This is a genomic window from Marinomonas sp. CT5 (genome assembly GCF_018336975.1).
Taxonomy (GTDB): domain Bacteria; phylum Pseudomonadota; class Gammaproteobacteria; order Pseudomonadales; family Marinomonadaceae; genus Marinomonas.
This window is the reverse complement of sequence record NZ_CP025572.1, coordinates 483703-500495: the sequence shown is the minus strand read 5'-3', so window position 1 is coordinate 500495 and position 16793 is coordinate 483703. Positions and strand designations below refer to the sequence as shown.

16 protein-coding genes are annotated in these 16793 nt (G+C 43.4%); 2 read left to right on the top strand and 14 right to left on the bottom strand.

Annotated features, from left to right (window positions below; all coding sequences use genetic code 11):
- Window positions 1-64 precede the first annotated feature (64 nt).
- The 6 genes from C0J08_RS02370 to C0J08_RS02345 form a co-directional block, all read right to left on the bottom strand.
- The gene (locus C0J08_RS02370; RefSeq protein WP_212654543.1) at window positions 65-1171 is read right to left on the bottom strand and encodes a GGDEF domain-containing protein; all 1107 of its coding nucleotides are present in this window, start codon (window positions 1169-1171) and stop codon (window positions 65-67) included.
- A 118-nt stretch (window positions 1172-1289) separates the two neighbouring features.
- A complete protein-coding gene (locus C0J08_RS02365; RefSeq protein ID WP_212654542.1) occupies window positions 1290-2567 on the bottom strand; it encodes a dihydroorotase in 1278 nt (425 codons plus the stop codon).
- Window position 2568: 1 nt separating this feature from the next.
- Window positions 2569-3573: an aspartate carbamoyltransferase catalytic subunit gene (locus C0J08_RS02360; RefSeq protein WP_212654541.1), complete on the bottom strand. Its 1005-nt coding sequence runs from the start codon at window positions 3571-3573 to the stop codon at window positions 2569-2571.
- A gap of 274 nt (window positions 3574-3847) precedes the next feature.
- Window positions 3848-4345 (bottom strand): bifunctional pyr operon transcriptional regulator/uracil phosphoribosyltransferase PyrR, encoded by a 498-nt coding sequence (pyrR, locus tag C0J08_RS02355; RefSeq protein ID WP_212654540.1) that lies wholly within the window; start codon window positions 4343-4345, stop codon window positions 3848-3850.
- 54 nt (window positions 4346-4399) lie between these two features.
- Window positions 4400-4870 carry a Holliday junction resolvase RuvX gene (gene ruvX / locus C0J08_RS02350; RefSeq protein WP_212654539.1) on the bottom strand — a complete coding sequence of 157 codons (471 nt, stop codon included), beginning with the start codon at window positions 4868-4870 and terminating at the stop codon, window positions 4400-4402.
- The gene (locus C0J08_RS02345) at window positions 4870-5442 is read right to left on the bottom strand and encodes a YqgE/AlgH family protein (protein ID WP_249344477.1); all 573 of its coding nucleotides are present in this window, start codon (window positions 5440-5442) and stop codon (window positions 4870-4872) included. Before C0J08_RS02345 ends, ruvX begins: the two co-directional genes overlap by 1 nt.
- A 298-nt stretch (window positions 5443-5740) precedes the next feature.
- Here C0J08_RS02345 and C0J08_RS02340 point away from each other — a divergent pair, with 298 nt between their 5' ends.
- Together C0J08_RS02340 and C0J08_RS02335 are read left to right on the top strand one after the other, a co-directional pair.
- Window positions 5741-5896, top strand: a complete 156-nt coding sequence (locus C0J08_RS02340) for a hypothetical protein (RefSeq protein ID WP_212654538.1) — start codon at window positions 5741-5743, stop codon at window positions 5894-5896.
- 90 nt (window positions 5897-5986) lie between these two features.
- Window positions 5987-6832 carry a 2OG-Fe(II) oxygenase family protein gene (locus C0J08_RS02335; RefSeq protein ID WP_212654537.1) on the top strand — a complete coding sequence of 282 codons (846 nt, stop codon included), beginning with the start codon at window positions 5987-5989 and terminating at the stop codon, window positions 6830-6832.
- An 82-nt stretch (window positions 6833-6914) separates the two neighbouring features.
- Here the strand turns inward: C0J08_RS02335 and C0J08_RS02330 are convergent, their stop codons facing one another.
- From C0J08_RS02330 to C0J08_RS02295, 8 genes are all read right to left on the bottom strand, one after another.
- Window positions 6915-7856, bottom strand: coding sequence for an AEC family transporter (locus C0J08_RS02330; RefSeq protein ID WP_212654536.1), 942 nt, complete (start codon window positions 7854-7856; stop codon window positions 6915-6917).
- A gap of 73 nt (window positions 7857-7929) precedes the next feature.
- Complete coding sequence (locus C0J08_RS02325) at window positions 7930-9516, bottom strand: aldehyde dehydrogenase (NADP(+)) (RefSeq protein ID WP_212654535.1); 1587 nt, start codon at window positions 9514-9516, stop codon at window positions 7930-7932.
- 126 nt (window positions 9517-9642) lie between these two features.
- Window positions 9643-10968 carry an enolase C-terminal domain-like protein gene (locus C0J08_RS02320; protein WP_212654534.1) on the bottom strand — a complete coding sequence of 442 codons (1326 nt, stop codon included), beginning with the start codon at window positions 10966-10968 and terminating at the stop codon, window positions 9643-9645.
- Window positions 10969-11035: 67 nt separating this feature from the next.
- Complete coding sequence (locus tag C0J08_RS02315; protein ID WP_212654533.1) at window positions 11036-11947, bottom strand: 5-dehydro-4-deoxyglucarate dehydratase; 912 nt, start codon at window positions 11945-11947, stop codon at window positions 11036-11038.
- Between the two features lie 96 nt (window positions 11948-12043).
- The gene (locus tag C0J08_RS02310) at window positions 12044-13315 is read right to left on the bottom strand and encodes a glucarate dehydratase family protein (protein WP_212654532.1); all 1272 of its coding nucleotides are present in this window, start codon (window positions 13313-13315) and stop codon (window positions 12044-12046) included.
- Between the two features lie 94 nt (window positions 13316-13409).
- Complete coding sequence (locus tag C0J08_RS02305; protein WP_212654531.1) at window positions 13410-13532, bottom strand: dihydroxy-acid dehydratase; 123 nt, start codon at window positions 13530-13532, stop codon at window positions 13410-13412.
- Between the two features lie 14 nt (window positions 13533-13546).
- Window positions 13547-15625: a TRAP transporter large permease subunit gene (locus C0J08_RS02300; protein ID WP_212654530.1), complete on the bottom strand. Its 2079-nt coding sequence runs from the start codon at window positions 15623-15625 to the stop codon at window positions 13547-13549.
- A gap of 118 nt (window positions 15626-15743) precedes the next feature.
- Window positions 15744-16775: a TRAP transporter substrate-binding protein gene (locus C0J08_RS02295; RefSeq protein ID WP_212654529.1), complete on the bottom strand. Its 1032-nt coding sequence runs from the start codon at window positions 16773-16775 to the stop codon at window positions 15744-15746.
- Window positions 16776-16793: the final 18 nt, after the last annotated feature.

Sequence of the window (16793 nt, the reverse complement as noted above, 5' to 3'; positions counted from 1 at the left end):
CCAAAAAACGCTAATCAAGCGCATCATATCATTATTATACTAGGGCAAAAAAACTAAGCAGGACCTACAAAGAATAGAAATCTTCACTTGATTCATAACATTCACCATGGAATTCAATACGAAATCCTGGTGTATTTTTCAATGAACTCGCAGCAAAAGAAGCAGCCTGATGTAACGCCTCAAGAGTGGCGTGCTCAGGATAAAAGGCGATACCAATAGACAAGCCATCACTAATTAATCTGTTTTTAGAAAGTGTTGATGAGCTTAATGATTTTAATAATTTACTCGCAACCACTTCAGCATCTTCAAGGTGTTGAATACGAATCCCCATGACAAGCTCTCGTTCATCATAATGAGCAATCAAATCATTATCTCGAACGGTTTCACGCATTAAATCGGCCAACCATTTCAACTCATCTATTACAATTTTAGCGTTTGAAAGCAGTTTAATTGAAAGCAAAGCGGCTCTCTGAAAGTGGCGACGAGAATCTTTTAAAACAATACCAAAGCTATTTTCAAAACTATAACGTCGTAATAAGCCCGTTGCTGGGTCACGGTGACTATCTTCTAATAATATTTGGTCTGCTTTTTCTCGTTCAAAAACAGACCCTAACCAAGACGCGTAAGTATCTAAAGCAAGCTCCATTAGTTCGCCTTCGATACGGTTTTCTTCACGCTGAAATGACAACATAAGATAAATAGAACCACGACCATCGGACACACTAACCATAGAAACATCAGAAAAAGCATGCTCACGTAAAAATGGCTGCCAAAGCTTCCAGCTAGAAACATTTTGAATATCGATATCATGGCGTTTAGGGCAAGAAGGGCTTGCAGCGAACGTTACCATTGCTTGAGGCACTAAAGCCAATTGCCCTTTAGAATTTAATAAACAGTCATTGATGGAGTCTGTGTATTGTAAGCGCCACTGCAAACAGTCTTTATCACAGACAACAAACAGGCAATATGCATTAGACAGTTGAGACTGCAACTTACTTTTAAAACGGTTCAATAAGGTGCTTAACAAAGCTCCCTTCGATATCGCCAGTAATATTTGTGGCATATCACTATAGAGGTTTTTCACGAAGTCTCGCTCTTTTTCAAGAGAGGCAACACGAGATCGGAGGACCTGCTGCTCCTTGAGCAATGTATTTGACGAGTCGATTGACATAAAACTATTGAAACCATAATGATTTGTGATTCAAACTAGATTAACGGTCGAATACAAAAAGTAAAGGAATAGTAAGACCAAGATTGCGAAAAAACCAACTTAGTCTTACTAAATAGGCTCAGACAGCCTGATAGACACGTTGTCCTGAAATATAAGTCGACATTACTCGACCAATAAACTCTTCCCCAAAGTAAGGAGAATTATGACCTTTGGTTTTGCGTGTTTCATAGCTCCAAGCCCAACGAACCGTGCTATCAAACATAATAAAATCAGCAAAACTCCCCACCGATAACGAACCGGCCTCCAATCCAAAGCAAGCCGCTGGACCAGACGTTAGGCATGTCAACACTGTAGAAAAGTCCAAATCACCTTCATCCATCAATTGCATCGACAAAGGTAATAAAATTTCAATGTTTGCCATACCTGGCTCGGTTGCAGCAAAAGGCGCAATTTTTGCCATTTTTTCATGAGGTTGATGATCTGAGCAAATTGCCGAGATCACACCCGCTTTAATGCCTTCGATCAGAGTCAAACGATCTTCATCGCTGCGCAATGGAGGCAAAACATGATAATGACCATCAAATCGACTCAGAAGCTGATCAGTCAGCAGTAAATTATGAATCGCTACATCTGCGGTCACATCTAAGCCTGATGCTTTAGCATCAGCGATCATCTCTACTGACTTTGCACAAGATAAGCGAGCAAAGTGAGCCCGTACTCCGGTTTTTTCAACCAACAGCAAATCACGCATCAGAGCAATGGTTTCCGCTTCTTCAGGAATCCCCGCCAAACCATGCATAGTTGACATCAAGCCCTCATGAGCACAGCCCCCTTCAGAAAGACTTGACTCATCCGGGTGGAAAACCACTAATAGATCGTGTGTTGCAGCATATTCCAGTGCACGAGACAAGACTTTCGTATTCGCCATGGGATGTCGATGATTAGATACAGCTACACACCCCGCTTCTGTCAAAGCTACCATGTTGCTTAATTGTTCACCTTCAAGCCCTTGAGTCAACGCGCCAATAGGAAAGACATTCGCCATGCCCGCCTCATCGGCTTTATCTTGAATAAGAGCAGCTACCGCAGGCGTATCAACAATTGGGCGTGTATTAGGAGGACAGACTAGAGTTGTGACACCACCAGACACAGCCGCTCGACCTTCAGTCGCGATGTTACCTTTCTGCGTCATACCGGGTTCACGAAGAGAAACCGCAAGATCTACCAGTCCTGGCAAAATCCACTGGCCAGAAGCATCAACAATGTCAGCATTCTCAAAGCCTTCTGGCGCTTCACCAATCGCAACGATTTTCTGGTTATCAATAAACAAATCAGTGACAGCATCAATGTCTTGGCTCGGATCGATCAAACGACCATTTTGAATACGTAATTTCATTTTATTTTTCTCCCCTCGCTACTGGCATATCATCACGTTGTAACTGACCACTCATTGCCATAGACATCACCGCCATACGCACTGCAATGCCATTGGTGACTTGGTTCAAAATGACGGAATGATCACCATCAGCAACTTCAGAGGAAATTTCTACCCCACGGTTAATAGGTCCCGGGTGCATAACAATCGCATCAGGCTTAGCCCAAGCAAGGGTTTCTTCGGTCAAGCCATACAAGCGATAAAACTCACTCTCACTTGGCAGCAAAGCACCTTTCATACGCTCTTTCTGTAAACGCAACATCACCACGACATCAACGTCTTTTAAGCCAGCTTCTAAGTCATGACAGATGGTTGCTCCCATTTCTTCGAAAAAGCTCGGCACTAACGTCTTTGGCCCAACTAAGCGGACCTCACTAACCCCTAGAGTCGTTAACGCTTGAAGTTGTGAGCGAGCCACACGTGAATGCAGGATATCCCCCACAATCGCTACCTTAAGACCTTCAAAGCGGCCTTTATGACGACGAATGGTCAGCATGTCCAGCATGGCTTGAGTTGGATGAGCATGACGACCATCACCTGCATTGATGATAGCGACATTCGGCGTGCAATGTTCCGCGATAAAATGTGCTGCGCCACTGTCTGAATGACGAACTACAAACATATCACTTTGCATCGCCTCTAGATTCTTCAGGGTATCGAGTAACGACTCGCCTTTCGACGTCGCCGACGTTTCAATATTTAAATTAATAACATCAGCAGACAAGCGCTTTGCAGCGAGCTCAAATGTGGTTCGTGTGCGTGTGGAGTTTTCGAAAAATAGATTAACCACCGTTCTACCTCGTAGAAGAGGCACTTTTTTTACAGACTGCTCCCCCATTGAGAGAAAAGAATCTGCTCGATCAAGAATTTCCGTCAAAATGGTTTTATCTAACCCATCCAAGGTTAAAAAATGCTTAAGCTGCCCGTGTTCATTTAATTGTAATGCCCGAGGTTCGGATCGCATCATGGTTTGCTTTCCTCAAACTGCAAAGACGGTATCGTCTTTCTCTATTTAAAATAGTTAGTCTAGAGTCAATACGACCTTGGTAAATAACGGCGTTTACCCTAGATAGGAAAATGCCCGGTACAGAAAACCTGCAACCGGGCATTAATAACACTAAACGATTGTCCCACCATTTGTTCTTGGTGAGATCTGATACTTTTAACCATCACATCGTCAATTCTACTCATAGGCTAATTGTCGTATGTGTTTAACAAAAAATAAAGCTTTGTTATGCATATTAACGAGTCTCAATCACTGAAACTGACAAAGGTTTTGGCCCACTTAACTTAATCCTTTGATCAGAATTGAGAGTTAAACGTTCTCCTACTATATCTGCAGCGATAGGCAATTCATGCTGACCAAGATCATAAAGAATCGCTAAGGTAATGCTAGCAGGTCGACCAAAGTCAAAAACTTCATTCATTGCGGCACGTATCGTTCGCCCAGACATCAACACATCATCCACCAAAATAACGTGACGATCTTCAATCGCAGGCAGCAGAGTTTGATTAACCTTAGGGTTCAAGCCTGCTTTGGTAAAGTCATCGCGATAGAAAGTGATGTCCAAGGTTGCCAAGGGATCTTGTGTAGGTACAGCCGACATCAATTGCTCAGCAACCCAAACACCACCACTATGAATCCCCACTACGATGGCATCTTCAATATTTTTCTGTTCGCAATAAGACGCCAGTTGCGCTTTCATGGATGCTAGAGAATGCTCTAAATCTAACTTCATTATTTTCTTAAACCCTATTATATTCTTTATAAAACACTGTTCAGCAAACAGCTCCTAGTAAGATTGGGCAAACCAAGTCTCTAAAATCATTTGAGCGGCCAGGCCATCCACCGAGTTTTCTTTAAAATTACGATTACCTCCTCGCGCTATGACTTGACCTTTTGCTTCATAGGAAGATAAACGCTCGTCCATCATATGGTAAGGACGGTTAAAACGTCCATGCAATCGCTTAGCAAATTTGCGTGCTCGTTGACACATCTCATTTTCTGAGCCATCCATATCCAATGGCAACCCAACAACAAAGGCATCAGGCTTCCACTCTGCCACTAAACGCGTTATTTCATCCCAATTAGGAATGCCATCTTTAGCTTTCAGTGGATCAAGCGGTTGTGCTGTACTTGTTATATTCTGACCGATTGCAACGCCAATACGCGTTGTACCAAAATCAAAACCCAATACTGAATGAACAGTATTGGGTTTCTTATGATCACTTTCCAACGTTTCCGTAGAGCTTGACGCCGTCATTAACCATGTCCTATATCCGGTGAAAGTCTTGTCATATCAATTCCCAATACGCGTGTCGCCGCGGTAAATTGCATATCACTTGGTGTGTGGAATAATACGTCTAAATCTGCCTCACATACCAGCCAATCGTTATTGGCAATTTCTGTTTCAAGCTGCCCCGCATCCCAACCAGCACACCCCAGTGTAATACGAAATGCTTCTGGGCCTGTGCCTCGAGCAATATCCTCCAACGCTTCCAAAGAAGCAGATAGAGAAACTTCATCTGTCACTGGTAAAGTATTACTCCACGTTTTATCTGTCGTATGTAAAATAAAACCTCGCTCAGCTTCCACTGGCCCACCGTTGTAAATCGGCTCCGAGGTTAACTGCGGACTTTCAATTTGAATTCCAAGGTGATTAGCCAATTCGGTAAAATCAACGTTTGTGGGGCGATTAATAATAATACCCATGGCACCTTCTTTGCTGTGTTCACAAAGATAAATAACAGTGTGTTCGAAATGTGGGTCGTCTAGGTGTGGCATTGAAATTAAAAAGTGATTTTTAAACGAATCGAAAAATGCATTCATAGTCATGAGCCCTCTTTAATTGATGACAGCGCAAAAAAACACGCCTGTAACTTAAACCTAAGAAGTACCTGAACTTTAGAAAAAAACTCGTCTAATAAGACGAAATACAGTCATAGTGAAGAGCAAAAGAAGACGGTAAAAAATAAACCGACCATTTCAGTATAAGGCATATAAAGAATTAACCCACCCCAAAATACAATTTATTACGGAATCCCTTCAAAACTCACATTTCTAGAAGTAAACTAACACGCTTAATCCTTAATCTAGGGTTAAATTACATATTTTCGTACTCAGGAGACATGTTGTGCTCTCACTATCATCGCAAAACGTTCAAACACCATCAGCTCGTGCTGAGATGCTTGACTGCCTAAATATGATGAGCTTGTCAGCATGGACTCAACACTATCAAGCTGAAACCATCGACTTGCGCTATTTCTTCCATAGCGGCTGGTCATCGTAGTTTTCCAATTTTGTCCTAACAACCTAACTGCTCTTTCGATTCAACGAAAGCCGCATCTTTATAATATATACGACAAGACAGGAAATTATCATGCAACTAAAAGCCGTTGATTACACAAGCCCAACCGCCGCTGAAGACTTTGTTAAATCTTTACGTGAAACCGGGTTTGGCGTTCTTAAAAATCACCCAATCAAAAAAGAATTGGTTAGCGCCATTTACAAAGATTGGGAAGCGTTTTTCGCAGACGAGAGCAAATACGATTATCGCTATAATGTTGGTCCACAAGATGGTTATTTTTCGCCGAAGGCTGCGGAAACAGCCAAAGGCCACACCAAGCGCGACATAAAAGAATACTTCCATTACTACCCTTGGGGACAATGTCCAGAAAAGCAAAAGCCACTTCTAGAGCAATACTATGGCGAAGCCATTAGTTTGGCGGAAGAGTTGCTTGGATGGGTAGAAAAACATTCCCCAGCGGACGTTGCGATGCACTACTCACAGCCTCTTTCCAGCATGGTAGAAGGCAGCCAACAAACACTATTGCGAGTTCTACATTACCCGCCACTAAAAGGTGATGAAGAGCTAGGAGCCATTCGTGCCGGCGCACATGAAGACATCAACTTACTGACCATTCTGCCTTCTGCAAACGAACCTGGCTTGCAGGTAAAAGCCAAAGACGGATCTTGGATGGACGTGCCTTGTGATTTTGGCACTTTAATCATCAACATCGGTGACATGTTACAAGAAGCCTCTGGCGGGTATTTCCCATCGACCTCTCACCGAGTGATCAATCCAGAAGGGGCTGACAAAACCAAAGGACGTATTTCTTTGCCTTTGTTCCTTCATCCAAAGCCTGAAGTCGTCTTGTCAGCCCGTCACACGGCGAAAAGCTACCTACATGAGCGTTTAGTTGAATTAGGAGTATTACCAGCGTAGTACTGACAACTTAGCCAACCGTTCGACAAAAAACGCGGTTCATCTTGTAAGATAAACCGCGTTTTTTATGTAGGTTATTGGTTTAACCACCCGTTACGCGAATAATAATAGGCGCGCAAACCACAATAACAACGGAAGAAACCAAGGTTGTGGTGGCAATGGCATTGGCCGTTGATTTGCCATCGTCCCCTTTTGCCACAGCGGTAACATACGCGGATGCCGCCGTTGGCGCCGCGAGAAAAACGAACAAAAACAGCAATTCTTTCTGACTAAAGCCAAGCACATACGCCAAACTGGTAAACAACATTGGACTGATGGCGACCTTGCTTAGAATCGCCATAGAGAAGTGTTTAGGTAAGGTAAAACCACTGGTCACCAACGAGCCACCGATACAAATCAATGCCAAAGGCAAAGATAACCCACCGACTAACAAACCGGTTTTCATAATAAAAGCGGGCAGTTTCAAACTAATAAGATTGGCTAGCACACCCAACACAATGCCAAGTATCAAAGAATTCTTAAATAGACTTTTTAAAACAGGAACCAGTTGTAATTTACCATGGCTGTAACGCGTTAAAATCACTTCCGCCAAGACATTAAACAGCAGAACACTCAAGCCCGACATCACACCACCAAGCGCAACCCCCTCTTGACCAAACATATTAACCACAAGCGCAACACTGAAAACCCCACAATTACCACGAAAAGCGATTTGCACAAAAACGCCTCGTTGCCGTTCGGGAATATTGAGTTTTATTGCCAACCACCAAGTCATTAAAAAGGTTAACAATATGGCCGCAATAAAGTAGGCGGCTAAATTGACACTGATTAGCCCATTTAAGTTGTTACCCAACATGCCAAAGAAGAACAGCACAGGCATTGAAACCTTAAAAACAAATCGCGAACTCACCAGAATAAAATCGTCATTTATTAACTGAATTCGGCGCAGAAAAGCGCCCATTGCGATCATTAATAATACAGGTGCAGCGACATGCAAAATCACGCTTTGCGTATCTAAAAACATAGACTCCCTAAAAAAACACTCTCAAACCACCTTGGTTAATAGAGTGCTCCATCTATAAATTTAAAAGTCTATTTTATACCAACCTTCCATTCACTAATTGAGGAATATTCAAGGGATTTTTATCTTGAATTGCCTCAGGGATCAATGAGCTAGGGAAATTTTGATAGCAAACAGGGCGCAGGAAGCGATCAATTGCAGCGCTACCTACCGACGTTGAACGGCTATCAGATGTTGCAGGAAAAGGACCGCCATGAACCATAGAATGACAAACTTCTACACCAGTTGGGTAGCCATTACACAGGATACGACCCACTTTACGTTCTAAAGTTGGCAATAAAGCTCGAACGGCTTCAACATCCGCATCAGACATTTGAACAGTTGCAGTCAATTGACCTTCTAAATGCTCAGCCACCACCTTGTATTCATCCAAGGTATCGCATTCGATAATCAAAGACGTTGAACCAAATACTTCGTCTTCCATTGATGCGTCAGCTAAGAAAGCTTTTGCACTGGTAGCAAAAACATGTGGGCAACACTGGTTTGGTTGATCTCTGTCATTACCTTTCGCCAAAAGTGCCGCTGCTGAATTCTTATTCAGTTTATCAACACCTTCACAGTAAGCTTGATAAATACCAGGTGTTAGCATGGTTTGTGTACCCAATACTTGCACTTCGCTGGCAACCGTCGCTTTAAAGCTATCCGCCGCTTCGCCTTTCAACAGCACAACCATGCCTGGGTTTGTACAGAATTGACCTGCGCCCATGGTAAGTGAACCAACAAAACCTTTCGCCACACTTTGCGCTTCAGCGGACAACTTTTCAGGCATGACAAAGACTGGGTTGATGCTGCTCATTTCTGCATAAACAGGAATTGGCTCAGGACGATTTGCCGCGATATTCATTAGCGCAACGCCGCCACTACGAGACCCAGTAAAGCCGACGGCTTTAATAGAAGGATGCTCAACCAAAGCACTGCCGATTTCACGACCAGAGCCATATAGTAGAGAAAACACACCAGCAGGCAGGCCGCATTTTTTAACCGCTGCCGTAATCGCGCGGCCAACAAGTTCAGACGTACCAGGATGAGCTGAATGTGCTTTTACAACAACAGGACAACCTGCCGCCAATGCAGACGCTGTATCACCACCAGCAACAGAGAAAGCTAATGGGAAGTTACTTGCACCAAAGACCGCAACTGGGCCTAAGGCAATTTTTTGGAAACGCAAATCAGAGCGAGGCAATGGCGTACGATCTGGCATAGCAGGATCAATGCGAGCATCCGTAGCTTTGCCCAAACGAACAACGTCAGCGAACAAACGTAATTGGCCCATAGTACGGCCACGCTCACCTTCGATACGCGCTTTTGGCAAACCAGATTCCGCCATAGCACGCTCTACTAGCACATCACCTAGCGCTAAAATCTCATCAGCAATACATTCAAGGAAAGCGGCACGTTTTTCTGTACTGATGGCTCGATACGCATCAAAAGCTCGCCTTGCAGCACTAACTGCTTGATCAACATCAGCTTTAGTACCGCCGAGATAAGCTGGTTCAAGTGTTTCGTTTGTCGCAGGATTAATTGCATAAATGGCTTTTTGAGTACCAGTAATATCGTTACCGGCCACCAATGAAGTACCTTTAAGAAGCTCTTTCGTGTCCATGTTTCCCCTAAGTTTTATAAAAAATAAAAGCAAGCCGTAAAAACAAAAGTGAACAGGGTTCACTTTTAACAAATTATTCTGAATAGCGCGGTATTTAGACCTATATACCAAAGTATTCCTCTTAAACTATCTAACAAGCGCAGACTTCTTTGGATCAAAGGTCCAACCCGGTATGAGGAATTGCATTGCCAAGCTGTCGTCTCGTTGCCCGAGAGTCAAGGTTTTATAAAGCTCATGGGCTTGCATCAGTTTTTCCCTATCCAGCTCAATACCTAAACCCGGTTTGGTCGGAACACTAATTTTGCCATTGCGTATTTTTAGTGGTTCTTTGGTGATTCGTTGACCATCTTGCCAAATCCAGTGGGTATCAATCGCCGTGACTTCGCCGGGACAGGCGGCAGCAACATGGGTCATCATCGCCAAGGAGATATCAAAATGGTTATTACTGTGAGAACCCCATGTCATGCCCCATTCATGACATAACTCGCCAACGGCAACCGCCCCTTGCATTGTCCAGAAATGACAATCAGCTAAAGGAATATCAACAGAATCAAGACGAACGGCGTTTTTCAGCTGTTTCCAGTCTGTGGCGATCATGTTCGTCGCGGTTTTCAAACCTGTTCTACGTTTAAATTCAGACATGGTTTCACGACCAGACCAAGCACCTTCTTGGCCACAAGGGTCTTCCGCGTAACTCAACATATGTTTGATAGGCGTAAGGTATTCAACTGCTTGGTCTAGTGTCCAAGCACCATTAGGATCCAGCGTTAATCGTGCATTAGGGAAGGCTTCATACAGAGCGGCAATGCATTCTGCTTCTTGATGACCATCTAACACGCCGCCTTTTAATTTGAAATCTTTAAAGCCATAACGGGCATAAGCCGCTTTTGCTAATGTGGCAATGGATTCTGGGGTTACGGCTTCTTGGCTGCGTACTAAATCCCACTCATCGACTGGATTATCGTAGGTCAGGTAAGGCAAATTCGTTTTGCGATGATCACCCAAGAAGAATAAATAGCCTAGCGCCTCTACTTCATTACGTTGCTTACCATACTGACCTAATAAATCGACTACCGGCAAGCCCATATTCTGACCCGCTAAGTCTAACAATGCAGATTCAATAGCGGTAATAACATGCACAGCGGTTCTTAGATCGAAAGTTTGATTGCCACGTACATCATCCGATTTACCGGATGTGGCACTGCGAATATCACTGATAATACTTTTCCATTTGCCGACGCTTTTACCTTCTACCAGCATTCGACATTCTTCAAGAGTGGAAATGATTTTATCGGTAGCAGGCACTTCACCTAGGCCAATATTGCCATCGTTATCTTCTAATACGACAACGGTACGAATAAACCAAGGCGCATGGCCACCACTTAGGTTTAATAAAAAACTATCGTGACCTGCAACAGGTATAACCTGCATTTTTTTTATTGTTGTAAACATAGCGCGAGTCTCCGCCTTATCAAAAAATGAGTAGGCTGAATTATTCAACCCAACCTACTCTAAATTGTCATGAGTTTTTCTTGATGATCGCTTCTAACTCTGCCATTTCGCTTGCTGTAGGCATAGTTAGTGGCGCTCGAACCTTGCCTGCACTACGTCCCATCAAGGTAGCGCCGGCTTTAATTAGGCTAACGGCATAGCCTTTTTTGCGATCACGCAAACGACAGAATGGAATAAAAAAGTCTTTAATGATTGCCGTCACCACAGCCTGATCACCAGCACGCAATGCTTTATAAAACTTGTTTGCCAGTTCTGGCATAAAGTTAAACACAGCAGAAGAGTAGGTATTTACGCCAATAGACAAATAGGCTTCGGCGAAGATTTCAGCCGTTGGCACACCACCAATATAAACCAAACGATCGCCTACGGTTTTGATGGTGTCGTTTAATGCAGCAATGTTGCCGACACCGTCTTTTAGGGCCACCATATTTGGATTCGCCGTTGCCAATGCTTTTACGTTTTCAGCCGTTAAAATGCCATTACCACGGTTGTAATAAATAAAATGTGTTTTGCTGGATGCCATGATTTGACTAGCGTATTCCACAATCCCATCTTCTGGACACTCAGTCAGGAAAGGAGGCATCAATAAAATACCATCACAACCCGCCGCATCAGCAATCGCCACATACTTTTTAGCATCTGCCACACTGCGACCCGCAGAAGCAATTACTGGCACGCGACCTTTTACTGTGGCAACCGATAATTCGACAATTTGACGATAATCATCTTCATCTAGAGAGAAAAATTCCCCTGTTCCACCAGCAACAAAAATAGACGATACGCCATGCTCGATAAAAGACTCTAGACGTATACGAAATGTCTCTGCATTGAATTTACCATTCGCATCAAAATCGGTTACCGGAAAGGACAATAGTCCGTCACTCAGTGCTGCTCTCATTTGTTCAACCGAAAAAGCCATATTTTATTCCCTCTTATATATTATTTAGACTACCCTGCAGGGTGCTGTATTTTGTTTGGACGGGTTAACACCCATGCTCATTAGTTAAATCGATTACTAAAAACGCGGTACTGTACCTTTCCAGTCGGGTTCATATTTGCGCATTTCACTCACATCATCACGGGCTCTAATACCACAGTTTTTGTAGTTTTCAGCGAGTATTGCCAATGCTTCGCGGTCCAGCTCAACACCCAAACCCGGTTTGTCGGGCACCACAACAGCACCGTTTTCAAATTGGATTTTGCCACCCTTTATGACTTCTTCTTCTTGCCACGGATAATGGGTGTCACATGCGTATGTCAGGTTTTCGATTGCCGATGCGGCGTGCGTCATCGCCATAAGACTGATGCCTAAATGAGAATTTGAGTGCATGGAGAGACCGATCCCCCATGTTTTACAAATTTGCGCAAGATCGTGGGTTGCTTTAAGACCACCCCAGTAATGGTGATCGGATAAAATGACCTGTACTGCGTCTAACTCAATGGCTTTAGGTAAATCAAAAAAGCCAATGACACACATATTGGTTGCTAGAGGGATGTCGGTGATAGCGCTCACTTGTCCCATCGCTTCTTTACCGGGCGCAGGATCTTCCAAGTACTGCAATAGTCCATCATCAAACTCTTTTAACAGCGTTTTGGTTGTTTCAACTGTCCAACCGCCATTTGGATCAATGCGTAAAGGATGACTTGGAAAAGCCTCTCGCAATGCTCGTAACGCTTCGATTTCTTGTTCTGGTTCAAATACACCCGCTTTTAATTTGATGGATTGAAAACCATATTGATCAATCATTTTTTTAGCTTGCTTGACGATTCCTGCTGGCGTTAATGCTTCCCCCCAAGAATCTACCCACGGATCATTAGTAAACCCATGACGTTCGTACTTATAAAATAAGTAAGCACTGTAGGACACGGAATCACGCACTTTCCCACCCAGCAAATCACACACAGGACGGCCTGTGATTTTGCCAACTAGGTCTAAGCAGGCCACTTCAAAAGCCGAATAAATTCGTGGTACGGTTGTGGCGCCTAATGTGCCCGGCGCTATCTCTAATCCTGATTTAGGATCTGGCAAGGTAATCACTTGTTCAATTTTCTGACGAATCAGATTCATTTGAAAAACATCCATATCAACCAAGTAAGGCGCAACTTGTTGTAATTGGCTGATGGTTTGCTCATCACCATAACTTTCACCCAAACCATACAGACCATTCTCTGTTTTGATTTCAATGATGGTACGTAATGCCCACGCTTCATGAATGCCGTACACATTCAGTAATGGCGGATCACGAAAGGCAATAGGTGTAATTTCGATAGCTTGAATACGTGACATAACAAAATCTCCTGACAAAAGCTGTCTGTACTGATTAATTTCTTAATCAGCAGACAAGCGTAATTTATATATGAAAAGTGTTGTTTAACTTGGGCTAGGCAAATCCTGCGGCCAAAGCAAACATGCAAATGATTAACGCAGCCGCCATGACTCCACCAGCAATCCAAGGAGCAAAGCCATAACGATTTACATCAGACTGATCATCTTTACCGACCATAAAATTCTCCTTAATTAACTTCCAAGTGTTTCAGGCAGCCAAAGGGCTATTTGAGGGAAAGCCATCACCAAAATAAGTCCTACTATTTGAATCGCGATGAAAGGCAAAACAGACATAAATATTTCTTGTAATGTCACATCTTTGGGAGCAACCGACTTAAGCCAAAAACAAGCAGGCCCGAATGGCGGTGATAAGAAATAAATCTGAATATTCAGTACGAACAAAATACCAAACCATACTTTCGCTTGATCAGCGGTAAGCCCCAGCTCTGGTGCCAAAGACATCACCACAGGAGCAAAGACAGGAACGGTAATTAAGACAATCGCAATCCATTCCATAAAGGTGCCAAGGATGACCAAAATCAGCATCATTACCAGAATCACCCCAATGGCAGGCAAGCCTAGATTCATAAACAACGAGCGCATAAATTCTGCCCCGCCGATTAAGTTAAAAATCCCAACGAAGGAGACCGAACCAAGCACTAACCAGATAATGGTGCCAACCGTCGACATTGAACCCACCAAAGAAGCCTTTAGCATGGACCACTTAAATTCATGACGAACCGCAGAAACAATCATGGCACCAAGAGCACCTAAAGCAGCCGCTTCGGTAATAGAAGCAACACCGGCATAAATGGACCCCATTACGCTACCAATAAGCAAAATACTTAACATAACCGCATTTAATCGGGCTCTAGATAACTTATTTTCTTCGCCTGTTAGTTCTGCAACTTCCTTCGCCGTTGGTGCCATAGAAGGATTGATATGTACACGAACAAGAACATACAGTGCGTAAAAGACAGCCAACATGACACCGGGAATAGCCCCCGCCATAAACAAATCACCAATCCCTACTTCCGCCGACAAACCATAAACAATCATGATAATGGAAGGTGGAATTAAGGTAGCTAAAGCGCCAGCCGCACAAATAAGCCCTATTGCCATTTTTCGGTTATAGCCCAAACGTAACATTTGCGGTAAGGCGACTAACCCCAACATTACGATTTCGCCCCCCATCACACCCGACATGGCGGCCAAAATGACAGCAACAACCACAGTTTGAACGGCAACACCACCACGCAAATTACCGGCGAAAATAGACATGGCATCAAACAAGTCTTCGGCTATACCAGATTTTTCCAAAATGGAGGCCATCAGAACAAAGAATGGAATGGCAATCAGAGTGTAATGATCCAGTAAAGAAGCCGTATTAGCAGACACCAAATACAAACCACGCGGCCCGAAAAATGCAATCGCCATCACCACCGAAACAATAAGCGTCACAATACCTAATGGCATTCCAGTCATCATCAGTGAAATAAGCATTGCCACCATGATCAGAGAAATAACGCCAAGACTGTATGAACGCATATTTAACGTCTGACTTGGGTCGAGCGCCGCGCCAATAGATGAGAAATAACCACTGGTAGCATCAAAGATAGAACCAGGCCCAGAAATATAAGCCAGTGCCCCATTAATGAAATAAAGTGCCATAAATAGGCCAACTAACTTAACCAAGGTTTTGGCCCAAGAACTTTGCACATGCCGCCATAAATTAACGGTCAATTGTGCTAGATAGAGCAAACCGCCCAACAGCAATAATGTTTTCAACACCATTGGCATAGGTGAGTTAAAGGCACTCCCTGCTCTTTCAATATGATCAATAGCCAAATAGGCACGCAAAGAGGCATCGGACAACAACAAAAATAGCGCCATGATGCCAACGATCATGGCAAAAAGATCTAAACGCCATTTAGCTCGGGCAGATACCATATTATGTATAACGGTAATACCAATATGACGTTGTTTTAACGTGATAAAACCAGCAGATAACATCCAAGTAGCAGCGCACAACACCATTACCACTTCAAATGCCCACTGAGTTGGGGCATTAAAGACATAACGTGCGACCACTTCCCATAACGTTGCTCCTGCGGCAACTAAATAGAGTAACGACACTCCAATGCCAATAAAATGGCTTATATGATCAATAGGAGTATAAGAAAAACGCTCGGCAACCTCATCGGGTTGAATCGGATTATCACCAGCGACTTCAATGACATCATCAAAAGGAAGTTCCTGAGAATTAGACATAACCTCACCTTATTACTTAGAAGCAAGCACTCGCCACCACTAAGACACATAACTAGGAAGACATAAATAACAGAGAAATCAGTCTCTCTGTTATTTACCCGTAGTGACTTAAAATGACCTATAACAAACCATGACTCTTCATATAAGCAACGTGTGCGTCATATACTTCTTGAGCTAAAGGAGAAGCCGCTGCAAACGCGCTCCATGCTGTTTGCGCAATTTTACGGAACTTATCGCGTTCTGCTTGAGACCAATCAATAACCGTAATATCACCCGCTTTTTTATCACGCGCGACTAACTCTTTATCTTTCGCATCCAAATACACACGTAAATCATCATAAGCGCTGGTGAACCATGTGGTCAGCGCTTGCTGATTTGCTTTAGATAAAGATTCCCACTTGCTATCCGTTATTGTGAATTGCATAAATGGCATTGAATGAATACCGGGATAAATTGGAAACTTAGCCACTTTGTGCATACCGCTAGCATCATTATTGGCATACGCTGAAGAGTCAGCGGCATCGATCACATTTTTTTCTAGCGCGGTATAAACTTCGGAACCGGGAAGAGATACGGGTGCCGCTCCAGCACGTCTAAACACATCGGCAGCTAAACCTTCTGGTGAACGAACCTTCAAGCCTTTTAAATCGGCCACACTTCGCAGTGGCACTTTAGAGACAAAGGCTTCACGTTTTTCTGAACTACAACCAATAACGTGTACACCCGGATCGTATTTATCATACAGTTTTTGCAGTAACTCTTTACCACCACCATTCATACAGAAGTCTTGAATTTGAGATGGGTTATCATACCCAGCGATCAAATCTCCCATTAAAGCGAATGCTGGATCTTTACCGGCAAAATAACTTGTTGCCGTCAGGTCGCCATCTAGTATCCCCATAGAAACCGCAACTGGCGTTTCTTTATGAGCTACCACAGAACCAATCGGCAATAACTCTAGCTCTACAGCGCCATTTGTCATCTCTTTGAGTTTAGGAATCCAGATTTGGTTAAGTCGAGTAAGACTGATATGAGAAGCATTAAAACTGGTTTGAATCTTTAGTGTTTCAGCATAAACAGAGGGGGTAAGTGCGATTCCAGCTGAGACGGTTAATACAGCGACAGCCTTACGAATAGATACTATTGGCATTGAGGTACTCCTAATTTT

Bases quoted from the DNA above. Each gene is read 5' to 3' on its own strand.
- pyrR (WP_212654540.1), bottom strand. From the start codon at position 4,345: ATGAAGTTAGATTTAGAGCATTCTCTAGCATCCATGAAAGCGCAACTG.
- C0J08_RS02360 (WP_212654541.1), bottom strand. From the start codon at position 3,573: ATGATGCGATCCGAACCTCGGGCATTACAATTAAATGAACACGGGCAG.
- C0J08_RS02330 (WP_212654536.1), bottom strand. From the start codon at position 7,856: ATGTTTTTAGATACGCAAAGCGTGATTTTGCATGTCGCTGCACCTGTA.
- C0J08_RS02325 (WP_212654535.1), bottom strand. From the start codon at position 9,516: ATGGACACGAAAGAGCTTCTTAAAGGTACTTCATTGGTGGCCGGTAAC.
- C0J08_RS02320 (WP_212654534.1), bottom strand. From the start codon at position 10,968: ATGTTTACAACAATAAAAAAAATGCAGGTTATACCTGTTGCAGGTCAC.
- C0J08_RS02335 (WP_212654537.1), top strand. From the start codon at position 5,987: ATGCAACTAAAAGCCGTTGATTACACAAGCCCAACCGCCGCTGAAGAC.
- C0J08_RS02345 (WP_249344477.1), bottom strand. From the start codon at position 5,442: ATGACTATGAATGCATTTTTCGATTCGTTTAAAAATCACTTTTTAATT.
- C0J08_RS02315 (WP_212654533.1), bottom strand. From the start codon at position 11,947: ATGGCTTTTTCGGTTGAACAAATGAGAGCAGCACTGAGTGACGGACTA.
- C0J08_RS02305 (WP_212654531.1), bottom strand. From the start codon at position 13,532: ATGGTCGGTAAAGATGATCAGTCTGATGTAAATCGTTATGGCTTTGCT.
- ruvX (WP_212654539.1), bottom strand. From the start codon at position 4,870: ATGACGGCGTCAAGCTCTACGGAAACGTTGGAAAGTGATCATAAGAAA.
- C0J08_RS02370 (WP_212654543.1), bottom strand. From the start codon at position 1,171: ATGTCAATCGACTCGTCAAATACATTGCTCAAGGAGCAGCAGGTCCTC.
- C0J08_RS02310 (WP_212654532.1), bottom strand. From the start codon at position 13,315: ATGTCACGTATTCAAGCTATCGAAATTACACCTATTGCCTTTCGTGAT.
- C0J08_RS02300 (WP_212654530.1), bottom strand. From the start codon at position 15,625: ATGTCTAATTCTCAGGAACTTCCTTTTGATGATGTCATTGAAGTCGCT.
- C0J08_RS02365 (WP_212654542.1), bottom strand. From the start codon at position 2,567: ATGAAATTACGTATTCAAAATGGTCGTTTGATCGATCCGAGCCAAGAC.
- C0J08_RS02295 (WP_212654529.1), bottom strand. From the start codon at position 16,775: ATGCCAATAGTATCTATTCGTAAGGCTGTCGCTGTATTAACCGTCTCA.